A 21,065-nucleotide genomic window follows, 5' to 3' on the forward strand; every position below is an offset into this window, starting at 1 on the left:
TACCGGCCCATCACCAGCACCACCACTCGCACCAACGAAGGGAACACCATGAGGAATCTGAACAGGATCGGCGGAGCGGCGGCAATTGCCGCAGCTCTGGCGCTGACTGCCTGCGGCGGCGGTGGCGGGTCCACCGGGCCGGAAACGGCCAAGGGCCAGGAGGCAGGCAGCGACCTGACCAAGCTCATCAGCATCAATGAGAAGCCTGCGGCCGATCTTAAACAGGGCGGCAAGGTCACCCTTCCGCTGGGCAACATCGGCCCGGACTTCAATGGGTTCTCCAACAACGGCAACAGCGCGGACAACACCGCGCTGCACCGTCCCATCGACCAAGCGGGAACCTGGGGATGCTGGGACATTGCCTTCGACGGAAAAGTGACTCCGAACAAGGACTTCTGCGAGTCCGTGGAAAACAAGGTAGAAGACGGCAAGCAGACCATTACCATCACGGTCAATGAGAAGGCCGCGTACAACGACGGCACGCCGATTGACGTCAAGGCCTTCCAGAACACCTGGAACATCCTCAAGAGCCCGGACGCCGGTTACGACATTGTCAGCTCAGGAAACTACGAGTTCGTTGAATCCGTGGAGGCCGGCAGCAATGACAAGGAAGTCATCGTCAAGACGAGCCGGCCGGTCTACCCCCTGGACTCCCTCTTCACCGGACTGATCCATCCGGCCGTGAACAGCCCCGAAATCTTCAACGAGGGCTTCAACGGCGAACTGCACCCTGAATGGATGGCAGGGCCCTTCAAGGTGGACCAGTACGACGCCGCCGCAAAGACGGTATCCCTGGTTCCCAACGAGAAGTGGTGGGGCAACAAGCCGGTGTTGGAGAGTGTCGTGTTCCGACAGCTGGAAACCAGCGCCCAGATCGCAGCCTTCAAGAACGGCGAGATCGACGCCATGTCTGCCAACACCATCTCCCTCTACAAGCAGCTTGACGGCACCAAGGACTCCGAGGTCCGCCGCGGCCAGCGCCTGTTCGCCGGTGGCATGAACCTCAACGCCCAGCGCATCACCGACGTGGCTGTCCGCGAGGCGATATTCGCCGCCGTTGACCGCGAAGCCCTCCGGAAGGTCCGCTTCAACGGCCTTAACTGGGAAGAGCCCAGCTCCGGCTCCATGATGCTGCTGCCCTTCTCCGAGTACTACCAGGACAACTACCCCGTGAAGGAAACCGGTCCGGACGCCGCCAAGAAGGTACTGACCGACGCCGGCTACACCGCGAATGCAAACGGCATCATGGAAAAGGACGGCAAGCCTGCCGCCTTCAAGATCAGCAACTTCGGTGACGACCCCACCACCCTAGCCTTCACCCAGACCCTGCAGAAGCAGCTGCAGGCCGGCGGCATGGATGTTGGAATCGACCAGCGGGCTTCTGCCGATTTCGGCAAGGTGCTGGGTTCCCGGGAGTTCGATATGAGCGTTTCCGGCTACACCGTCAGCGCGGACGCCACTGAAGCCGTCAAGCAGTACTACGACTCCAAGACCAACGAGAACCAGTTGGGCGACGCCGAACTGGACAAGAAGATTGCCGACCTGGCTTCCATCGAGGACAACGCCGAGCGCAACAAGGCGGCCATGGAGGTGGAGAAGGAGCACATGGCGAAGTACTTCTCCATGGGCGTGGTCATGAACGGCCCGCAGATCTCCTTCGTCCGTACCGGCCTGGCCAACTACGGCCCGTCCCTTTTCCGCAGCCTGTCCCAGGTTCCGGACTGGACCGCCATCGGCTGGGAAAAGAAGTAGACCCCACCCGCTCTGTAGCGAAGGCCGACACTCCCTGGGGACAGGGGGTGCCGGCCTTCGCCGTCTGCCCGAACCCTCAACGCTCTCTCACTTAACGTGGGTTTCTTTGGGATGCTCTCTCACCTAAGGCCCCCATTTCGGCGCCTCGCATCCAGGCCTGCGGGAGTAGCGTAGGAATATGACCGGGGACCCAGCTTCGCAGCGCACCATCCGTACCGCCGTCGTGGGTTTCGGGCTTTCGGGAAGTGTGTTCCACGCTCCCCTGATAGCGGCGGACCCCCGTTTTTCGCTGGACCTCATTGCCACCTCCAACGCCGGAAGGGACGCCGCGGCAACCGCCCGGTATCCGGGGGTGAGGACAGTGCCGGACGGCCATGCGGTCCTTGCCCGCGCGGACGAAGTGGACCTCGTGGTCCTGGGAACGCCGCCTGCCACCCACTACCCGTTGGCCAAGGCTGCCTTGGAGGCAGGCCTGGATGTTGTGGTGGACAAGCCGTTCGCCGTGACCAGTGGACAAGGCCGGGAGTTGATCACGCTGGCAGGGGAGCTGGGGCGGGTCTTGACGGTGTTCCAGAACCGGCGGTGGGACGGCGACTTCCTGACGGTGCAAAAACTCCTGTCCGCTGACGCGCTGGGCAAGGTCACGCGGTTCGAGTCCCGCTTCGAGCGGTGGTCCCCGGCCATCGCGAAGGCTTGGAAGGCGCGTGCCACGGCGGCGGAGGGCGGCGGTACCTTGTTCGATCTAGGCAGCCACCTGATCGACCAGGCACTCCAGCTCTTTGGCCCGGCCTCCGTGGTCCACGCAGAGTTGAAGGCACGCAGGTCGGACGAGCGGGCGGACGACGACGTGTTCCTGGTACTTCGGCACGAATCCGGTGTTTTGAGCCACCTGACCATGAACATGATGTGCGCCCAGCAGGGACCGAGGTTCCGGGTGCTGGGTTCCGTTGGCGGATTCACCAAGAAAGGCGTGGACCCGCAGGAGCCGTACATTGCCGCGGGCGGCAGCCCGTTGGACGCCGAGTACGGCGAGGAGGCGCCGGAGTGGGCAGGACTGCTGGGCCGCGATGGCCACCTCGACCCCCTGCCCACCGAACGCGGCGCCTACCCCGAGTTCTACCGGATCCTCGCGGACAAGATCCTCGACGGCGGCACGGCATCAGCCCTGCCGCTTCCGGTGAAGCCGGAAGACGCCGTCGAGGCCCTCAAACTAATAGAAGAAGCACGGAAGCTCGCGCATTAAGCATCGATTGCTCCGTAAGTGTCGTTCAGGGGGTTCAAAACGACGCGTACGGAGCAATCGATGGACTACTTAAGCCGAAACCAGTTCGTGCCAGTCGGCGACGAGCGGCAGGTTGTGTGCCTCGGACACGGAGTGGTGTGCCACGTGGCCGGCGGCGATGTTCAGGCCTGCGGCCAGGGCGGGGTCGCGGTCGAAGGCGGCCTTGACGCCCAGGTTGGCCAGGGACACCGCGTAGCGCAGCGTGACGTTGGTCAGCGCGTACGTGGACGTGTTCGGCACGGCGCCGGGCATGTTGGCCACGCAGTAGAAGATGGTGTTATGCACCTTGTACGTGGGTTCCTGGTGCGTGGTGGGGTGGGTGTCCTCGAAGCAGCCGCCCTGGTCCACGGCGATGTCCACGAGGACTGAGCCGGGCTTCATGCGGGCCACGAGGTCGTTGGTGACCAGCTTGGGGGCCTTGGCGCCAGGGATCAGGACGGACCCGATCACCAGGTCGGCATCCACCACGGATTTCTCGATCTCGTACTTGTTGGACGCCACCGTCTTGAGCCGGCCCTGGTACTGGGCGTCCAGCTCGCGCAGGCGGTTGATGTTGATGTCCATGATGGTGACGTCGGCACCCAGGCCCAGTGCCATGGCTGCGGCATTGGTTCCCGCAACGCCGGCGCCCAGGACAACCACCTTGGCGGGGCGGACCCCGGGAACGCCGCCCAGCAGCACGCCCTTTCCGCCGGCGGGTGCCATCAGGGAAGCGGCGCCCACCTGGACGGACAGCCGGCCGGCTACCTCGGACATGGGGGCCAGCAGCGGGAGGGTCCGGCCTTCCTGGACGGTCTCGTAGGCGATGGCGGTGACGCCGGAGTTGATGAGCTCGCGGGTGAGTTCGGGCTCCGCGGCGAGGTGGAGGTAGGTGAAGAGGATCAGGCCCTTGCGGAAGCGGTGGTACTCGGCCTTGATGGGCTCCTTGACCTTCATGACCATGTCGGCGCGGGCCCAGACGTCGTCAGCCTCATTGACGATCTCGGCACCGGCAATGGCGTATTCCTCGTCGGTGATGCCGGAGCCCAGCCCTGCGCCGCGTTCCACCAGAACGGTGTGGCCGTTGCTGCGGAATTCGTGGACTCCGGCGGCGGTGATGGCCACCCGGAACTCGTTGTTCTTGATTTCTTTGGGGACGCCGATGATCATCGTGGGCTCCAGGTTCTCGGCTTGATAAGCCGGAAAGTGCGGAAGGATTTCGTGTATCAACGATAAATCCGGTTGTGAGCCAGCCGACACGAGACCAAGCAGCCGCCAGCGAAGAAACCGCGTATTTCCGGGAATTTTCCTCCTATCAGCTGGACATTTGTCGAGCCGTGGGGCGGCAGGTGTCGCCTCGTGTCCGTTCGTCCCGGAGGCTGCCCAGGCAGTAATGTTGGCCCATGCAGCAGCAGGGTGTGGAACAGCTGGTTGAACAGGTGGCTCAGAAGTTGGGCCGTGGCCTGTCACTGGAGGACCTGGACGGGGTGCTGCTGGCTTACAGCTCCAACCAGTCCCACGCGGACCGGGTGCGGGTCAACTTCCTGCTGAGCAAGAAAGTCCCGGCCGACGTCAGCGCCTGGCAGCTCTCGCACGGCATCGCCACCGCCGTCCGTCCGGTGGTGGTGCCGGCCAACCAGGACCTGGGCATGCTGGGCCGGGTGTGCGTACCGCTGATGGTGCGCGGCTTCCGGGTGGGGTACCTGTGGGTGCAGCAGGACTCCGCCGATGAGAATCCGACGGCGATCCTCACCCAGTTGCCGGCCGTCAACCACGAGCTTGAAACGCTCTCCGGGCTCCTGCTCGATTCGAACACGGCCGAGTCTGAATTCCGGCGGGGGCGTGAACGGGAGTTCCTGGCCGCCTGCGCCGGCGAGCCCAACGCCGTGGCCGCCATTGCAGGCTGGAAGGAAATCCAGGGCCGCGGTCCCTGGCAGGTGGTGACAGTGCTCGACGCCGATGGCTGGTCCGGCGGATCCGACCCCATCGCCTCCACCCTCATCCACCGCTCTGCCGCGCTCCAGGCGACCATCGGCGTCGACGCTGCCCTGTTCAGCGCCGGCACGGACACCCATTCCGTCGTGCTGTTCCGCGAATTGTCCGGCCGGGCCAACCACGCCCAGGTGCTGGTCCACTACCAGCTGGAGCTTGCCAAGCGCTCCGGCCGTCCGGTGCAGCGCATCATTCTGGGCATCAGCGAGGGCTTCGGCCGGCCGCGTGAGCTCGCCGCGGCGTACCGCCAATCCAAGCTGGCGGCCCAGGCTGCCGCCGTGGACCCGCAGCTCGGGGAACTCGTGGACTGCAGGGCCACGGGCGTCTACCAGCTGCTTGCGTCCGCGGGGGGAGGCGCGAGTGCCTGGGCTGACTCGGCGTCGGTCTACTTCCGCATGCTTGAGGACCAGGACCGGAACGGTGAGCTGCTTCCGGTCCTAGAACTCCTGTACGACAACGACGGCTCCGTCCAGGACGTGGCCACCAAGCTCCACCTGCACCGCAGCAGCATCTACAACCGGCTGGGCCGGATCCGCCAGCTGCTCGGCGTTGATCCGCTCAAGGGGATGCCCCGCCTGGAGCTCCATGCAGCGTTGAAGATGCGACGCTGGGCGGGCCGGCCACGGATCTAGGGCGGGCAGAACCTAGGCGTCCTTCCCGGGACCCTCCGCGTCGTCGCCCTGTTCGGACTTCTTCTGCCCCTCCAGCCAGGCCATGACGGCGGCCCGCGGTATCCGCCGGTGGGTGCCGCGATATTCCACCGGGATCTCCCCGCGGTCCGTCATGTTGCGCAGATACGTGTGGGAAATACCCGCCAGCTCGGCTGCCTTGGACGTGGTGAGCATGTCCTCCACGCTGCTGACGGTCACCGCTTCGCCGCGGCTGAAGCGGTGCAGGAGGTCGACGACGGCGTCCCTCGCCAGTGGCGGCAGCCGATGGACCGTGCCGTCCACGAAGACGGTGATGTCATCGCTGCCCGCAAGCGCCCGGCCCAGCTTCTCAGCATCCTCCGACGGGAGGGCGCCAGTTACCCGGGGAGCTATCAGTGCCATGCACCCAGCCTACCGGCGGCCACCCCGCCCCGGGGGTAAGCTCGGCAAATGGAACTTACTGGCGGCCGGGACGTGGAAGCGGGCGGACTCCGGGGCAGGCTGTACGCCTCAGTCCTCCCCGCGGGAGCCCCGAACCGGCCTGCCTACGTCCTGCTGCACGGCATCGGAGTTTCGCACCGTTACCTGGCCCGGCTCCATCTTGAGCTGGCCGAGGAGGCGGACGTCTATACGTTCGACCTCCCGGGTTTCGGCAAGGCTTCAAGGCCGCCCCGCCAGCTCCAGATCGATGATTTTGCGGAGTTCGTGGGCGCTGTCCTGGCTGACTCCGGCGTTTCCAGCTATGTGGTTGTGGGTCATTCCATGGGCACGCAGTTCGCAGTGGAACTGGCGCTCCGGGAACCTGCCAGGGCGGCCGGTGCCGTCCTGATGGGGCCGGTGGTGGATTCCCCCAGGAAGACCGTCACCAGGCAGGCGCTGGCCCTTACCCGCGATGCACTCCTGCGGGAGAGCCTGACATCGAACGCCCTCGTGTTCAGCGACTACTTCAGGGCGGGACCGCGCTGGTACCTCACGGAACTTCCGGTAATGATGGACTACCCCATGGAGGAAAGGCTGGCCGCCGTCAGCCAGCCCGTCCTGGTCCTTCGCGGCGCCAAGGATCCCATTGCGCGCCGCCCCTGGTGCGAACGCCTCGCCGCCATTGCGCAGCAGGGCACAATGGCTGAAATCCCGGGACAAGGCCACGTTTTGCAGCACACCGCCCCCGGAACGGCGGCCGAGACCATCAGCGGCTGGGTCCGTGCCCTGGATGGCTTCGGCGTGACCGCCTAGGACGGCACGAGCCGGACGGCGCCGCTAGAGCCCGAGTTCCTCCAGGACCGGCAGCTTCTCCCGGACCCAGGCCCGCGCTTCCGTGGCGCTGGGAGCGGACAGTGCCAGCTTGGCCAGCTGCTGGGCTTCCTCGAGTGTGACGGTCTTCAGCACTGCTGCCACGGCAGCAAGGGAGCGGGCCGTCATGGACAGGGTGCTTACGCCCAGGCCGGTAAGGACGACGGCGAGGGCAGGGTCGGCAGCCGCCTCACCGCACACGCCCACGGGTTTGTTGTTCCCTTCCGCGCGGGATCCTTCAACGGTCAGGCCCACGAGGCGCAGGACGGCCGGCTGCCAGGGCGTGTTGAGGTTGGCGAGCGGGCCGAGCTGGCGGTCTGCGGCCATGGCGTACTGGGTGAGGTCATTGGTGCCCAGGCTGGCGAAGGCAACTTCGCGAAGGATGGCCTCGGCGGTCAGGGCGGCGGAGGGGACCTCCACCATCACGCCGGGGGTCTTGATGCCGGCGTCCGCGCACATCGCGGCAAACCGGGCGGCCTCTTCCGCCGTCGAAATCATGGGGGCCATGACCCAGACGTCCGCTTCGGACTGCTTCTCCGCAAGTGCGATCGCCTCCAGCTGGCGGTCCAGAACACCGGGGGTGGTGAAGTCCGTGCGGTAGCCGCGGACACCCAGGGCAGGATTCGGCTCGGTGGAGTCGGTCAGGAACGGGAGCGGCTTGTCGGCCCCGGCGTCGAGGGTGCGCAGGACCACCTTCTTTCCCGGGAAGGCGTCAAATACGCTCTTGTAGGCCGCGGCCTGCTCTTCGACGCTGGGTTCGGTGTCGCGCTCCAGGAAGCAGAACTCGGTGCGGAAGAGGCCTACGCCCTGGGCGCCCAGCTTGGCGGCCGCCTCGGCATCCTTGCCCCCGCCCACGTTGGCGAGCAGCGGCACCAGGTGGCCGTCCGCCGTCGCGCCCGTGCCGCTGAACTCGGCCAGCAGGGAAGCCGTGGCCGCCCACGCCTCCGCTGCTGCGCGCAGGGATTCGTCCGGTTCGGAGGTGATGTTGCCGGCGGCGCCGTCCACATAGACTTCGGTGCCGTCGGGGAGCTCATCAACACCCACGGCGGCAACAACGGCGGGGAGGCCGAGGGACCGGGCGATGATGGCCGTGTGGGACTGCGGGCCGCCGCCTGCGGTGACGAGGGCGAGGACCTTGTTCGGGTCCAGGGTGGCGGTGTCCGCCGGGGCCAGGTCCTCCGCCACCAGGACGAACGGGGTGCTGGATGCCGGGATGCCGGGTGCCGGCACGCCCCGCAGCTCGGCGACAATCCGGGCACGGACATCAAGGACGTCAGTGGCGCGTTCTGCCATGTAGCCGCCCAGGTTGTGGAGCATTTCGGAGACCGACGAGCCGGACTCCCAGATGGCGCGCTCGGCGGATGTGCCGCGGGCAACCAGCTTGGCGGCACCCTTGATCAGCATGGTGTCCTTGGCCATCAGTGCGGTTGCTTCGAGGACGGCCTTGCCGTCACCGGTGGCGTGGGCTGCACGGTGCTTCAGTTCATCGTGCACGGCCTGGGATGCCGCCTTCAGGGCTGCGGTTGCTTCCTCCGCGGTGGTCCCTGCCGCCAGCTGCTCGCCGGCAGGAGGTTCGCTGATGGGTTTGGGCATCTGCCGGATGGTGCCGATGACGCGGCCTGGGCTGACGCCTACTCCTGGGAAGTTCTGCACTGAAGGTCCTCATTCTCTGCCGGTTGCCAGGCCCGCCGATACGTCCGGCGCCATGCCGGTCCGCCGGAGGACTGCTTAGTCCGGAGGCGGGAAACGTGCCTGAAAAAAATTGTATGTGATTCAGTTCATATAGCAATGCTATAGGTGCTAGGGTAGCGGTTATGAGTTTGGATGGCCAGCTTCCCCCCAAAATGCGACTGCTCCGTGCTGCCGCGGAGCTGCTGGCAAACTCAGGGGGCGCTCCCGTCTCCACGCGCCAGATCACGCAGCTGGCGGGGGTTACAGCACCCACCCTGTACCACCACTTCGGTGACAAGGAAGGTCTGTTTGACGCCGTCGTCACCGCAGGGTTTGAAGAATATGTAGCGGGCGAAAGGGACTTCGCCCCCTCCGGGCAGCCGCTTGAGGACATCCGGAGAATGTGGGACAACCACGTGCAGTTCGGGCTGAAACAGCCGGAACTGTACTTGGTCATGTTCGGCAACATCCGACCGGAAAGCCGCCCGGCAATCGTCGCAGATGCCGAGGCGCTCATGGAGGAGATGCTGAACAAGGCAGCGGCGGCAGGCCAGTTGAACGTCCAGCCCAGGGAAGCGGCCAGGTCAATCCTGGCGGCCAACGTGGGGGTGACGCTGATGCTGATTGCGGAGCCCGCCTCCGAACGGAACCTCGAACTGTCCACCATGACCCGGGACGCCATGATCTTTGCGGTGTCAGCCGAGCCCGCCAGCGGCCCGGCCCCGGGCGACGCCGGGAAATCCTCGGTAGTGGTGGCAGCGATCGCCCTGAACGCCGCACTTCAGGCCTCGCACTCTGACCAGCTTTCAAGCTCGGAACTCAAGCTTTTCCTCGAATGGCTCCACCGCATCTCCACCAGCCCGGCCGGCTGAATCCAGGCCGGCACTACGTCGTCGTAAGTATCGGACCATCCTGCGGAGCAGCAGGAATGACGGTTAGGAAATCACATGGCAACAGAGACAGTTGCAAAGCCCCGCACCAGCGCGCGCGTGCACGTCCAAAAGTTCGGGACCTTCCTGTCCGGAATGATCATGCCCAACATCGGCGCTTTCATTGCCTGGGGCCTTATCACCGCCCTGTTCATTGAAAAGGGCTGGCTGCCCGTGCCCCAGCTGGGCGGTTTTGGCGAGACTGGCGGAAAGCCGAACACCGGCCTCGTCGGGCCGATGATCACCTACCTGCTGCCCCTGCTGATTGCGTACACCGGCGGCCGGATGGTCTACGACGTCCGCGGCGGCGTGGTGGGCGCCATCGGCACCATGGGCGTGATTGTGGGTGCCGGCATCCCCATGTTCATCGGGGCCATGATCATGGGCCCGCTGGGCGGCTGGACCATGAAGAAGATCGACTCGATCTGGGACGGCAAGATCCGTCCCGGCTTTGAGATGCTGGTCAATAATTTCTCGGCCGGCATCTGGGGCGCCCTGCTGGCCATGCTTGGCTTCTACGGCATCGCCCCCCTGGTTTCGGCGTTCAGCACAGGCGCCGGAAACGTGGTCCAGTTCCTGGTGGACAACGGCCTGCTGCCGCTTACCAGCATCTTCATCGAACCCGCCAAGGTGCTGTTCCTCAACAACGCCATCAACCACGGCGTGCTCACCCCGCTGGGCGTCCAGCAGTCGCTGGAGCAGGGCAAGTCCATCCTGTTCCTGCTCGAAGCCAACCCGGGCCCCGGCCTGGGCATCCTGCTCGCCTACATGTTCTTTGGCCGTGGAGCCGCAAAGGCTTCCGCCCCGGGTGCCGCAATCATCCACTTCCTGGGCGGCATCCACGAAATCTACTTCCCGTACGTCCTGATGCGCCCGCTGCTGATCCTTGCTGCGATCGCAGGCGGCATGACGGGCATCGCCACGCTGGCCATCACCGGTTCGGGACTGGTGGCGCCGGCCGCCCCCGGTTCCATCTTTGCCGTGCTCGCCCAGACCTCCCGCGACAGCTACCTCGGAGTGATTCTCGCGGTCCTGCTGGCCACGACGGCCTCCTTCCTGGTGGCCTCCATCATCATGAAGACCACCAAGCACAGCGACGAAGTGGACCTCAGTGACGCCACCTCAAAGATGGAACAGATGAAGGGCAAGAAGAGCTCCGTGGCCTCCACCCTGACCGGCGCCGGTGCGGCTGCCGGCGCGGGCGGTGTGGCCGTCCTGGCCGGTCCGGTGCGCAACATCGTGTTCGCGTGCGACGCCGGCATGGGCTCCAGTGCCATGGGCGCCTCGGTGCTGCGGAACAAGATCAAGGCGGCCGGGTTCCCGGACGTCAAGGTCACCAACGCGGCCATCGCCAACCTTCGCGACGACTACGACGTCGTGATCACCCACCAGGACCTGACCGAACGCGCCAAGCCGGCCACGTCCAGTGCCGTCCACTACTCGGTGGACAACTTCATGAGCAGCCCGCGCTACGACGAGATCGTGGAACTGGTGCGGGAGAGCAACACCGAGGGCGGCCAGGCGGGCGGTGCCGAGGCAGCCGAGGCTCCGGTGGCAGCCGCCCCCGGTGCCGGCACCCATGAGATCCTGGCCCGCGAGAGCGTGGTGCTGGAGGGATCGGCCACCACGCGCGACGCCGCCATCGACGAGGCCGGCCGGCTCCTGCTGGACCGCGGTGCCGTGGACGAGGGCTACATCGCAGCCATGCACGAGCGGGAGCAGTCGGTGTCCACGTACATGGGCAGCTTCCTGGCCATCCCGCACGGCACCAATGCCGCCAAGGACCACATCCGGAAGTCTGCGGTGTCCGTGATCCGCTACCCGGAGGGCATCGACTGGAACGGCAAGCAGGTCAAGTTCGTCGTCGGCGTCGCAGGAGTCAACAACGAACACCTGCACATCCTGTCCTCCATCGCAAAGGTCTTCACCAACAAGGAACAGGTTGCCCGGCTTGAGGCTGCCACCTCCGTGGATGAAGTCCTGGAGCTCTTCGGAAAGGTCAACGCATAGTGAAGGCTGTACATTTCGGAGCTGGAAACATCGGCCGCGGCTTTGTTGGGCTGCTCCTGCACGACGCCGGCTATGAGGTGGTGTTCGCGGACGTTGCCGAGGACCTCATCAACCAGCTCGCTGCAGCGGACAGCTACGCGGTCCACGAGGTGGGGGAAAACCCTGCAGTCCGGACAGTCACCAATTTCCGGGCGCTGAACTCCACCACGCAGGAAGCGGAGCTCGTCGCGGAAATCGCGACGGCGGACATCGTCACCACCGCGGTGGGCCCGCACGTCCTGAAGTTCGTGGCACCCGTCATTGCCAGGGGCATCGTGGCACGGGAACCCGGCCTACCGCCGCTGCAGGTCATGGCGTGTGAAAACGCCATCAACGCCACGGACATCCTTGCCAAGGAGGTGGCCTCCCAGCCGGGGGCCGCCGCCGGGGCGCTGGACGGGAAAGCCGTGTTCGCCAACACAGCCGTGGACCGGATCGTGCCCAACCAGGAACCCGGGCAGGGCCTGGACGTCACCGTGGAGACCTTTTACGAATGGGTCATCGACCGCTCCGCCTTCGGTGATTCCGCACCGGTGATCCCGGGCGCCACCTTTGTGGATGACCTCTCGCCGTACATCGAGCGGAAGCTGTTCACCGTCAACACCGGCCACGCCTCGGCCGCCTACTTCGGGTTCGAGGCGGGCCTGGAGAAGATCTCCGACGCCATGGCTGACCAGGACGTGGCCGAGGATGTCCGGGCAGTGCTGGAGGAAACCAAACAGCTCCTGGTCAGCAAGCACGGCTTCAGCAACGACGAGCAGGAAGCCTACGTCCAGAAAATCCTGGTCCGGTTCTCCAACCCCTACCTGCCGGACACCGTCCACCGGGTGGGCCGTGCCCCGCTGCGGAAGCTGAGCCGGCACGAACGGTTCATCGGCCCCGCAGCAGAACTCGCGGAACGTGGCATTGTGCCCGAGGCGCTCCTGGGCGCCATCGCGGCGGCACTGCGCTTCAATGATCCCGCCGACGCCGAAGCGACGGAACTCGAGGGGATCCTGGCGTCCTCCAGCCCGGCGGAGGCCACCGCCCGCATAACCGGCCTGGAACCGGACCATCCGCTGTTCAACGCCGTGGCAACGCTGGTGGAAGAGCGGCAGGCAGAGGCGGCCAACGCCCCGGCCTGAACGCTCTCGCACTTCCTGCGGCCTTTTCGCCAACCCTCTCGCAGATAACGCGGGTTTTCCCCCAACCCTCCTGCAATCACGACGCCGACACTCACCCGAGTGCCGGCGTCGTGATTTGTACTGCCCCCACCTGTGGAATGCTGGTCCGGTGATTCGCAACCCAGGTGCCCAGCCCTTCCTGTTGACCGCCGGCGTCGACGGCGGGACCTTCCGCCTCCGCCCCGCCGCACCCGCAGACCTTCCCGCCATCGTGCAGCTGCTCGCGGATGATTCGCTGGGCGCAGGGCGGGAGCGCCGGGAAGACATGGCGCCTTATGGGCGCGCCATGGAAGCGATCGACGCCGACCCCTGCCACCTGCTGGTCGTGGGGGAGTTCGTGCCGGACGGCGCAGCGGACGGTCCCCTGGTGGCCACCTTCCAGCTGAGTTTCCTCCCGGGTATGTCGCGGCAGGGCGCCTGGCGCTCGCAGATCGAGGGCGTGCGGGTGGCCGCGGGCCTCCGTGGCAAAGGTCTCGGGAACCTGATGGTGCGGTGGGCCATCGATGAATCCCGGCGCCGCGGCTGCACACTCATGCAACTGACCACCCACAAGACGCGGACAGGGGCGCACCGGTTCTACGAGCGCCTCGGCTTTGAAGCCTCCCATGAAGGCATGAAGCTTCCGCTCTGATCGCTGCGCACCCACAAACGGGCATTGCACCCGGGCGTTCCGGGGTGCAATGCCCGTTGAAGGGTGCAGAACGGGGGCGGGCGCTAGGCCTTCTTCGAGCCCTTGGCCACGAACAGGGTCTCCGCCTGCTCCAGGGACATGCCGTTGGTCTCCGGCACCTTGAACATGACAAAGAAGAACGACGCCGCGGCGAACAGCGCGTACATGGCATACGTCAGCGGCAGCGAGCCGGCGGCCATCACGGGGAAGCTGAGCGTGATCACAAAGTTCGCCACCCACTGCGCGGCCGCAGCCAGGCCAAGGGCGCGGGCACGGATCCTGGACGGGAAGATCTCGCCCAGGAGCACCCACACCAGCGGTCCCCAGGACGCGCCGAAGCTCACCACAAAAACATTCGCAGCCACCAGGGCCACCGGACCCCACGCGCCGGGCAGGGAAATCTCGGAACCGGAGCCCACGGCGGTGGAGAAGGCAAGGGCCATGGCGCCCAGTGATACGGCCATGCCCACGGAACCGGCCAGCAGGATGGGCCGGCGGCCGATGCGGTCCACCAGGGCAATGGCCACCAGGGTGACGAGGATGTTGGTGACGGACGTGGCCACCGAGATGGCCAGGGAGTCCTTCTCCTCGAAGCCCACGGCCTTCCACAGGGTGGTGGAGTAGTAGAAAATCACGTTGATGCCCACGAACTGCTGCAAAACAGACAGGACGATGCCCACCCATACCACTGCCTGCAGGCCAAAGGTCCTGCCGCGCAGGGAGCCCTTCTGGCCCGCCAGCTTGTCCTCCTCGATGGCGTCCTGGATCTCCCGGATGTGCCGGTCTGTGTCCTCTGCCGGAGCAATCGAATCAAAGACCGCACGCGCTTCATCCTCCTTGCCCAGGAACACCAGGAAGCGCGGGGACTCGGGAAGGGTGAAGGCGACCCAGCCGTACACCACGGCGGGCAGGGCTGCGGCCAGGAACATCCAGCGCCAGGCCTCGATCCCCAGCCAGTAGGGCTGGTCCGCGCCGCCGGCGCTGGTGGCCAGGAGCGCATCGGACAGCAGCGCTGCGAAGATACCCGTGGTGATGGCCAGTTGCTGCAGCGAGGCCAGCCGGCCCCTGACGTGCCGCGGGGAGATCTCCGAGATGTAGGCGGGGGCGATCACCGAAGCCAGGCCGATTCCGAGCCCGCCCACCAGGCGCCAGAAGATCAGGTCCCAGACGCCGAAGGCAAAGCCGGTGCCCAGTGCGCTGACCAGGAAGAGCAGCGCACCAAGCTTCATGGCGGGGATGCGCCCGTAGTGGTCCGCCACCTTGCCCGCAAGGAACGCGCCGGCAGCGCACCCCAGCAGGGCGATGGCAACCGCGAAGCCGGTCACGGCCTCGGACAGTGCGAACTCGTCCTTCATGGCATCCACCGCGCCGTTGACCACCGACGAATCGAAGCCGAACAGGAATCCGCCCACCGCCCCTGCGAGCGCCAGCCAGATCACCCGCTGCGGTATCCGTGCGGTTGTCTGCTCCTGTGCAGTGGGCATGGTTCTCCCTTGGTCTGGGTTTAGGTGGATGCGGTGCGGACGTCGTCGGCTGCGGTACCGGCCGAGACGGCCGGCGCACACGCGCTACACAGTGTGGCACGTCACCGCCCGCGGTTCCACTTACGGACTGTCGCCCTCCGAAACAGAAGACGACGACGGCGGTGCGCGCCGCCGTCGTCGTCCCCTGTTTGGTGCGGGTCAGCTTAGTGGACCGCCGCGGGCTCCTGCGGGGCAGCCAACTGGTCCGTGAGCTTCTTGTCGGGCAGGGCGAAGCTGATGAGGAACGCGACGCCGGTGAGCACCGCCGCGGTGAGCATCACTGCGTCGATGGCGTAGGCGAAGCCCTCCGTGATGGGACGGGTCAGCGTGCTGTTGGCGGTGTGGAGCCAGCTGGTGTCGTTGAGGGACTCGTTGGACGCGCCGTTCCGGAAGAATTCGTACAGCTTGGCGTTGGCGGGGTCGGCTGCGACGGACGGGTCGCGGAGCACTGCCTGGTAGTCCGGGCTCTCCATGGCGGCCCGCATGCTGTCCGCGATCCGGCTCGCCGCCAGGCTGAACAGCATGGAGATGAACACGGCAGTGCCCACCGCGCCGCCCATGGAGCGGAAAAACGCCGCTGAGGAGGTGCCCACGCCCATGTCGCGGCGCGGCACGGACACCTGCATGGCCAGGGTGAGCGGCTGCATGCAGAAGCCCAGGCCCATGCCGAAGAACACCGCGATCACGCCGGGAACCCACAGTCCGGTGTCCACCCCGAGGGACAGTCCCATGACCGTGGCGGCAGCCGTGAGGATGGCCGTGCCCAGGATGGGGAAGATCCGGTAGGTCCCGGACGAGGAGATGGTGCGCCCGGCCGTGATGGACCCGGTGAGGATGCCCACGGTGAAGGTGATCATCATCAGGCCGGCCTCGGTGGGGGTGAGGCCCTTCACCAGCTGCAGGTACATCGGCAGCATGGCGATGGCGCCGAACATGCCGATGCCGATGATGAAGTTCAGCAGCGAAGACAGGCCAAACGTGGCATTCCGGAAGAGCCGCAGGGGAATCAGGGCGTAGTCGCCGGCACGCTTTTCGGCCAGCAGGAACCAAGCAATGCCCACCACACCCAAGCCGTAGCAAAGGAAGGAGTTGAAGGAAGCCCAACCCCAGCTGCGGCCCTGCTCCGCCACCAGCAGCAGCGGCACGATGGCCAGGGTGATGGCCGCCGCGCCCCAGTAGTCGATCTTCTGCTTCACGTGCTTGGCCGGCAGGTGAAGGAAGAGGAAGACCACTGCCAGCGCTGCCAGGCCGATGGGCAGGTTGATGAAGAACACCCAGCGCCAGCCGTCGAACCCCAGGATGGTGGCGGAACCGGCGAACGCGCCGCCCACCACAGGGCCGAGCACGGAGGAGATGCCGAACACGGACATGAAGTAGCCCTGGTACTTGGCACGGTCCTTGAGGGACACGATGTCGCCGATGATGGTCAGCGCGAGGGCCAGCAGGCCGCCGGCACCCAGGCCTTGGACACCGCGGGCGATGGCCAATTCTGTCATCGAGTGCACTGAGCCGGCGTACAACGAGCCGGCCAGGAAGATCACGATGGCGATCAGGTACAGCGGGCGGCGGCCGAAGATGTCGCTCAGCTTGCCGTACAGCGGGGTGCTGACCGTGGAGGTGATGAGGTAGGCGGTGGTGGCCCAGGCCTGGAGCGAGAGCCCGTCCAGGTCGTTGGCGATGGTGTAGATGGACGTGGACACGATGGTCTGGTCCAGCGACGCCAGGAACATGCCCAGCATCAGGCCCACCATCACAGTGACAATCTGGCGCTGCGTCAGGGTTTCTCCGGCGGCGCGCGCGGCGGGGGTTTTGGACATGGCTGCTCCAAGGGTAAGGAAGAGGATCAAGCATTGATAGTTGCTTTCAGTAACTATCTTACGCCGGGTCCTATTCCTGGCAGCCGAAAAAACTTCCTGCGCCCGGGGCCCGGGACGCTACCGTTCGACCAAAATGCCGTCAGGGTCGCACCAGATCATGGCGCCGGTCCGGATCGTCACGTCGCCGATCTTCACATCCACGTCAACTTCGCCGGCTCCTGCCTTGGCGCTCTTGCGGGGGTTGCTGCCCAGGGCCTTTACGCCGAGGTCCAGCCGGGCGATCGCTTCCCGGTCACGGATTGCCCCGTTGATGACGACGCCGGCCCAGCCGTTGGCCACCGCGCTTTCTGCGATCATGTCCCCCATCAGGGCCGTGCCCAGCGAGCCGCCGCCGTCCACCACCAGCACGCTGCCGTTGCCCGGCGTGGCCAACGTGGATTTCACCAGCGCGTTGTCCTGGAAACAGCGGATGGTCCGCGCCCGGCCACTGAAGTGCGAGCGGCCGCCCAGGGACTGGAACTGCAACGAAATCGATGCCAGTTCGTCGCCGCGTTCGTCGTAGAGGTCTGCGGTGTTGATGGCCTCCGCGGGCGTGGACGCTTTGCTCATGTGGTTCTCTCCCTGATCCTCGGTGAAGCTTGTGGCGCCGTTCCGGTGTAAGGCACGGCCGCACGCTTACGCCCACGATAGTCTGATTCCGTCGCCTGTCAGCCGTCCCCGGGGAGCACGTCATGAGCCTGTCCGATACTCCCGCGCCGCTGGATCAGGGCGCAGGGACGCAGAGTACGACGGCGGCGCTCGCCGAGCCAACCCAAAAGGTCACCGCGCGCTGGGTCGCAGGGCTGGTGCTGGTCAACGTCGGTATCAACGCCGCATTCTTCGGCCCCATTAACGTCTTCATCGGGCAGCAGGCCATCAGCATCGATGCGCCCAGCAAGGAAGCCATCCTTTCCCTGGTCACTGCCTGCGGCGCTGCGGTATCCCTGGTGGCCAATCCGCTCTTCGGCGCGTTGTCGGACCGGACCACGTCGCGGTTCGGCCGCCGTTCACCGTGGATCCTGGCCGGTGCCGTGCTGGCTGCCGCCGCACTCCTGGCCATGTCCGGAGCCCCCACCGTGGCGCTGATGGTGATCTTTTGGTGCCTGGTACAGCTCGGCGCCAACGCCGCGTACGCCGCCATCACCGCCGCTGTGCCGGACCGCGTGCCGGTCACGCAGCGCGGCGGAGTGGGCGGTCTGGCCGCCATGGGCCAGACGCTGGGAATCCTGACCGGCGCCGTCTTCGGAGCTGTTGTGGCCGGCAACTTCATGGTGGGCTACTGGCTGTGCGCTGTGGCATTGCTGCTGTCCGTGCTTCCCTACCTGTTCCACCGGAACGATCCCGCGCTGCCACGGGGGGAGCACCCGGAGTTTCGGCTGCGGCAATTCCTCCGGGGCTTCTGGATCAGCCCGCGGCTGTATCCGGATTTCGCGTGGGCCTGGCTGACCCGCTTCCTGGTGAACGTGGGCAACCAGCTGACCATCGTCTACCTGCTCTTCTTCCTTCGCGACATCATCAGGCACGAGGACCCGGCGGCGGGAGTGCTGGTCCTCACCGGCATCTATGCCGCGATGGTGATAATCACTGCGGTTGTGGCCGGGCCTTGGAGCGACAGGGTTGGCCGGCGCAAGCCGTTTGTCATAGGTTCCTCAGCCGTCATCGCCATGGCCGGCATGATCCTGGCCTTCTTTCCAGTGTGGCCCGGAGCGCTGGTGGGCGCGGCTGTCTTGGGAATTGGCTTCGGAGCGTACCTTGCGGTGGACTTCGCGCTGCTGACCCAGGTCCTGCCCCAAGCGGCCCACCGCGGCAAGGACATGGGAGTCATCAATGTGGCCGCCTCGCTGCCCCAGGTGGTGGCACCGGCGCTGGCGTTCGTGGCGGTACGGTATGCCGGCGGCTACGTCTCGCTGTTCATCACTGCAACCGTCATCGGGCTGCTCGGGGCCGTCTTTGTAGTGAAGATCAAGAGCGTCCGCTGACGTTCTGACGGGCCGGAAGTAAGGCACCTGACTGATTAGGGCATATTGGTGTGCCGTATAGTTGAACCGGACTGCAGGCGGTCCGGCATGGGGAGGACCGCACCATAGGAACACAACCCCGGAATGCTGATGCCCGAGATTCTTCCAGACCATCCGCCCATGGCCCCCAGGCCCACCGCACCGCGCCAGCGGTTCCGCTACGCCAAGATCCTGGAAGCTGCAGGAGGCTTCGCGCGCAAGGGCCTGGACTCGGTTGACCTTCCTGAGGTGGCCGCCAAGGCCGATGTCCCGCTCGGCACGCTTTACCGCTACTTCCCTTCCCCCACCCACCTGATGCTCGCCCTGTACCGCCACCAGCTGGAGGAACTCCAAGGGCCGGCCGGGACCAGCGCCGCCCGTTTCCGCGGCCGGGCGCTCGCCGGGCTGGTGATGGAGATCTTCCACATGCGCGTCATGCAGCCGGCTGTGGAGCAGTGCCTGACCCGCGGCGTCTACCTCCCGGACAGGGACACCACCGGCCTCCTCCGTGAGATCGATGCCTTGGGGGAGAAGGCACTGACTGCGGCGTGCGGTGATGCCACGGCCGCCCGGGTGCTGCTGCTGACTGTCACTGGTCTGGTCCAGTCCGTGCGAAACCGGCGGCTGTCCCTCTTCGAGGCCGAGGAAGACCTCAAAAAAGCCTGTGCACGCCTGTCCGGAACCGGCCAGCCCGGCTACACACTTCACCAAAGCGCGTAACAGGTCTAGACCAATCCGCCATTAAATCAGCCATATTGGCGTGGCGTACCTCACAAAAAGCCGTGCTAAAACGTTGTGGCACTGGTGTCTTGCCGTCAAATCGGATCGGCGTCCCTTCTGTCCCGCCTACCATGGTTCAAACGGAGCAGCAGGGACCATCCCCCAAGCTCCCACGGACCCGCCACCCCTTGGGTTTCCTGCCGCACCATCGCCACTGCCTCGAGCCGTTCCGGACTTGAGCCCCACGTGCCGTGCGCCCACGGCCAGCACCAGGAGACAACGACGTGTCCATTGACGCATTTGCAGCCACTGACAATTCCGCAGCCACCGCCCTGAGCGAAGCCGAGATCTTCGACGCCCACCAGGGCGGCAAGCTCTCCATTGCCAGCACCGTTCCGCTGTCCAACAAACGCGATCTTTCCATCGCCTACACGCCGGGAGTGGCCGAGGTCAGCCGCGCCATCCACGCCAAGCCCGAGCTCGCCCGCACCCTCACCTGGGCCCAGCGCCTGGTGGTGGTAGTCAGTGACGGCACTGCCGTCCTGGGCCTGGGCAACATCGGGGCCAGCGCTTCCCTGCCCGTCATGGAGGGCAAGTCCGCCCTGTTTAAGACCTTCGGCGACCTCGACTCGATCCCCCTGGTCCTCAACACCACCGATGTGGACGAAATCGTGGAGACCCTGGTCCGCCTGCGCCCCAGCTTCGGAGCCGTCAACCTCGAGGACATCTCCGCGCCCCGCTGCTTCGAGCTGGAAGAGAAGCTCATCGAGGCCCTGGACTGCCCCGTCATGCACGATGACCAGCACGGCACCGCCGTCGTCGCCCTTGCTGCCCTGACCAACGCCGCCAAAGTCACAGGCCGCGCCCTGGAGGGCCTGCGCGTTGTGGTCTCCGGCGCAGGGGCAGCCGGCATCGCCGTCGCTGAAATCCTGCTCGCAGCCGGGATCTCGGACGTCGTCCTGCTCGACTCCCGGGGCGTCATCAACAGCGGCCGCGCCGACCTCGCCGCGGACACGGCCAGCAAGAAGGCTGACATCGCGGCCCGCAGCAATCCCCGCGGGGTGGAAGGCGGCCCGGCCGAGGCCCTCGCCGGCGCGGACGTGTTCATCGGCGTCTCCTCCTCCAAGCTGGACGAGGAACACCTGAAGCTCATGAACCAGGACGCCATCGTCTTCGCGCTCTCCAACCCGGACCCCGAAGTCCTGCCCGAGGTGGCAGCCAAGTACGCTGCCGTCGTCGCCACCGGCCGCAGCGACTTCCCCAACCAGATCAACAACGTGCTTGCCTTCCCGGGCATCTTCCGCGGCGCCCTGGATGCCGGCGCCCGGCGCATCACCCCCGCCATGAAGCTGGCCGCGGCGTACGCCATCGCCGAGCTCGCGGCGGAGGACCTGTCGGCCGACTACATCGTGCCCAGCCCGCTGGACCCGCGCGTTGCCCCGGCGGTCACCGCCGCCGTCGCAGCTGCGGTGGAAGCGGAGTAGCAGCCCTTCCGCTGGCAGACCTACCCCTTAGTGGAATGTACGACGGCGGTGCCTCCCC

General features: G+C 66.1%; 17 protein-coding genes. 11 read left to right on the forward strand and 6 right to left on the reverse strand.

Annotated features, from left to right (window positions below):
• Window positions 1-48: 48 nt before the first annotated feature.
• On the forward strand, window positions 49-1,752 hold the full coding sequence (locus tag GK109_RS10715; RefSeq protein WP_157240324.1) for an ABC transporter family substrate-binding protein: 1,704 nt from the start codon (window positions 49-51) through the stop codon (window positions 1,750-1,752).
• Between the two features lie 178 nt (window positions 1,753-1,930).
• Window positions 1,931-2,995 carry a Gfo/Idh/MocA family oxidoreductase gene (locus GK109_RS10720; protein ID WP_157240326.1) on the forward strand — a complete coding sequence of 355 codons (1,065 nt, stop codon included), beginning with the start codon at window positions 1,931-1,933 and terminating at the stop codon, window positions 2,993-2,995.
• Window positions 2,996-3,064: 69 nt separating this feature from the next.
• Here the strand turns inward: GK109_RS10720 and ald are convergent, their stop codons facing one another.
• On the reverse strand, window positions 3,065-4,183 hold the full coding sequence (gene ald, locus GK109_RS10725) for an alanine dehydrogenase (protein ID WP_157240328.1): 1,119 nt from the start codon (window positions 4,181-4,183) through the stop codon (window positions 3,065-3,067).
• Between the two features lie 233 nt (window positions 4,184-4,416).
• On the opposite strand from ald, the gene GK109_RS10730 reads away from it, so the two are divergent.
• Complete coding sequence (locus GK109_RS10730; RefSeq protein WP_157240330.1) at window positions 4,417-5,637, forward strand: CdaR family transcriptional regulator; 1,221 nt, start codon at window positions 4,417-4,419, stop codon at window positions 5,635-5,637.
• Between the two features lie 12 nt (window positions 5,638-5,649).
• On the opposite strand, the gene GK109_RS10735 is transcribed toward GK109_RS10730, so the two are convergent.
• Window positions 5,650-6,057, reverse strand: coding sequence for a helix-turn-helix domain-containing protein (locus GK109_RS10735; protein WP_157240331.1), 408 nt, complete (start codon window positions 6,055-6,057; stop codon window positions 5,650-5,652).
• A gap of 48 nt (window positions 6,058-6,105) precedes the next feature.
• Between GK109_RS10735 and GK109_RS10740 the strand changes: the two genes are divergently transcribed.
• A complete protein-coding gene (locus GK109_RS10740; protein WP_157240333.1) occupies window positions 6,106-6,888 on the forward strand; it encodes an alpha/beta fold hydrolase in 783 nt (260 codons plus the stop codon).
• Between the two features lie 24 nt (window positions 6,889-6,912).
• Here GK109_RS10740 and ptsP read toward each other — a convergent pair whose 3' ends face one another.
• A complete protein-coding gene (gene ptsP / locus GK109_RS10745; RefSeq protein ID WP_370460536.1) occupies window positions 6,913-8,598 on the reverse strand; it encodes a phosphoenolpyruvate--protein phosphotransferase in 1,686 nt (561 codons plus the stop codon).
• 161 nt (window positions 8,599-8,759) lie between these two features.
• Here ptsP and GK109_RS10750 point away from each other — a divergent pair, with 161 nt between their 5' ends.
• The 4 genes from GK109_RS10750 (at window position 8,760) to GK109_RS10765 (ending at window position 13,388) form a co-directional block, all read left to right on the forward strand.
• Complete coding sequence (locus GK109_RS10750; protein ID WP_157240335.1) at window positions 8,760-9,488, forward strand: TetR/AcrR family transcriptional regulator; 729 nt, start codon at window positions 8,760-8,762, stop codon at window positions 9,486-9,488.
• Window positions 9,489-9,563: 75 nt separating this feature from the next.
• Window positions 9,564-11,555, forward strand: a complete 1,992-nt coding sequence (locus GK109_RS10755; RefSeq protein ID WP_157240337.1) for a PTS mannitol transporter subunit IICBA — start codon at window positions 9,564-9,566, stop codon at window positions 11,553-11,555.
• Window positions 11,555-12,718: a mannitol-1-phosphate 5-dehydrogenase gene (locus GK109_RS10760; RefSeq protein ID WP_370460537.1), complete on the forward strand. Its 1,164-nt coding sequence runs from the start codon at window positions 11,555-11,557 to the stop codon at window positions 12,716-12,718. Before GK109_RS10755 ends, GK109_RS10760 begins: the two co-directional genes overlap by 1 nt.
• A 178-nt stretch (window positions 12,719-12,896) precedes the next feature.
• Window positions 12,897-13,388, forward strand: a complete 492-nt coding sequence (locus GK109_RS10765) for a GNAT family N-acetyltransferase (protein WP_157242853.1) — start codon at window positions 12,897-12,899, stop codon at window positions 13,386-13,388.
• An 83-nt stretch (window positions 13,389-13,471) separates the two neighbouring features.
• Here the strand turns inward: GK109_RS10765 and GK109_RS10770 are convergent, their stop codons facing one another.
• The 3 genes from GK109_RS10770 to rraA all read right to left on the reverse strand — a co-directional run bounded on the left by GK109_RS10770 (window position 13,472) and on the right by rraA (window position 17,376).
• Window positions 13,472-14,911, reverse strand: a complete 1,440-nt coding sequence (locus tag GK109_RS10770; protein WP_157240339.1) for a sugar porter family MFS transporter — start codon at window positions 14,909-14,911, stop codon at window positions 13,472-13,474.
• 203 nt (window positions 14,912-15,114) lie between these two features.
• Entirely contained in the window at window positions 15,115-16,767 is a 1,653-nt protein-coding gene (locus GK109_RS10775) for an MDR family MFS transporter (RefSeq protein WP_157240341.1), read from the reverse strand.
• A gap of 117 nt (window positions 16,768-16,884) precedes the next feature.
• Window positions 16,885-17,376 (reverse strand): ribonuclease E activity regulator RraA, encoded by a 492-nt coding sequence (rraA, locus tag GK109_RS10780; RefSeq protein ID WP_157240343.1) that lies wholly within the window; start codon window positions 17,374-17,376, stop codon window positions 16,885-16,887.
• 122 nt (window positions 17,377-17,498) lie between these two features.
• On the opposite strand from rraA, the gene GK109_RS10785 reads away from it, so the two are divergent.
• The 3 genes from GK109_RS10785 to GK109_RS10795 all read left to right on the forward strand — a co-directional run bounded on the left by GK109_RS10785 (window position 17,499) and on the right by GK109_RS10795 (window position 21,007).
• Entirely contained in the window at window positions 17,499-18,785 is a 1,287-nt protein-coding gene (locus GK109_RS10785) for an MFS transporter (protein ID WP_157240345.1), read from the forward strand.
• Between the two features lie 129 nt (window positions 18,786-18,914).
• On the forward strand, window positions 18,915-19,523 hold the full coding sequence (locus GK109_RS10790) for a TetR/AcrR family transcriptional regulator (RefSeq protein WP_157240347.1): 609 nt from the start codon (window positions 18,915-18,917) through the stop codon (window positions 19,521-19,523).
• A 284-nt stretch (window positions 19,524-19,807) separates the two neighbouring features.
• Window positions 19,808-21,007 (forward strand): NADP-dependent malic enzyme, encoded by a 1,200-nt coding sequence (locus tag GK109_RS10795; RefSeq protein WP_370460538.1) that lies wholly within the window; start codon window positions 19,808-19,810, stop codon window positions 21,005-21,007.
• Window positions 21,008-21,065: the final 58 nt, after the last annotated feature.

The organism is Pseudarthrobacter sp. GA104, from assembly GCF_009741265.1.
Lineage (GTDB): Bacteria > Actinomycetota > Actinomycetes > Actinomycetales > Micrococcaceae > Arthrobacter.

Coding starts and splice junctions, on each gene's coding strand:
- GK109_RS10715 (WP_157240324.1), top strand. CDS start 49: ATGAGGAATCTGAACAGGATCGGCGGAGCGGCGGCAATTGCCGCAGCT.
- GK109_RS10720 (WP_157240326.1), top strand. CDS start 1,931: ATGACCGGGGACCCAGCTTCGCAGCGCACCATCCGTACCGCCGTCGTG.
- ald (WP_157240328.1), bottom strand. CDS start 4,183: ATGATCATCGGCGTCCCCAAAGAAATCAAGAACAACGAGTTCCGGGTG.
- GK109_RS10730 (WP_157240330.1), top strand. CDS start 4,417: ATGCAGCAGCAGGGTGTGGAACAGCTGGTTGAACAGGTGGCTCAGAAG.
- GK109_RS10735 (WP_157240331.1), bottom strand. CDS start 6,057: ATGGCACTGATAGCTCCCCGGGTAACTGGCGCCCTCCCGTCGGAGGAT.
- GK109_RS10740 (WP_157240333.1), top strand. CDS start 6,106: ATGGAACTTACTGGCGGCCGGGACGTGGAAGCGGGCGGACTCCGGGGC.
- GK109_RS10750 (WP_157240335.1), top strand. CDS start 8,760: ATGAGTTTGGATGGCCAGCTTCCCCCCAAAATGCGACTGCTCCGTGCT.
- GK109_RS10755 (WP_157240337.1), top strand. CDS start 9,564: ATGGCAACAGAGACAGTTGCAAAGCCCCGCACCAGCGCGCGCGTGCAC.
- GK109_RS10770 (WP_157240339.1), bottom strand. CDS start 14,911: ATGCCCACTGCACAGGAGCAGACAACCGCACGGATACCGCAGCGGGTG.
- GK109_RS10775 (WP_157240341.1), bottom strand. CDS start 16,767: ATGTCCAAAACCCCCGCCGCGCGCGCCGCCGGAGAAACCCTGACGCAG.
- rraA (WP_157240343.1), bottom strand. CDS start 17,376: ATGAGCAAAGCGTCCACGCCCGCGGAGGCCATCAACACCGCAGACCTC.
- GK109_RS10785 (WP_157240345.1), top strand. CDS start 17,499: ATGAGCCTGTCCGATACTCCCGCGCCGCTGGATCAGGGCGCAGGGACG.
- GK109_RS10790 (WP_157240347.1), top strand. CDS start 18,915: ATGCCCGAGATTCTTCCAGACCATCCGCCCATGGCCCCCAGGCCCACC.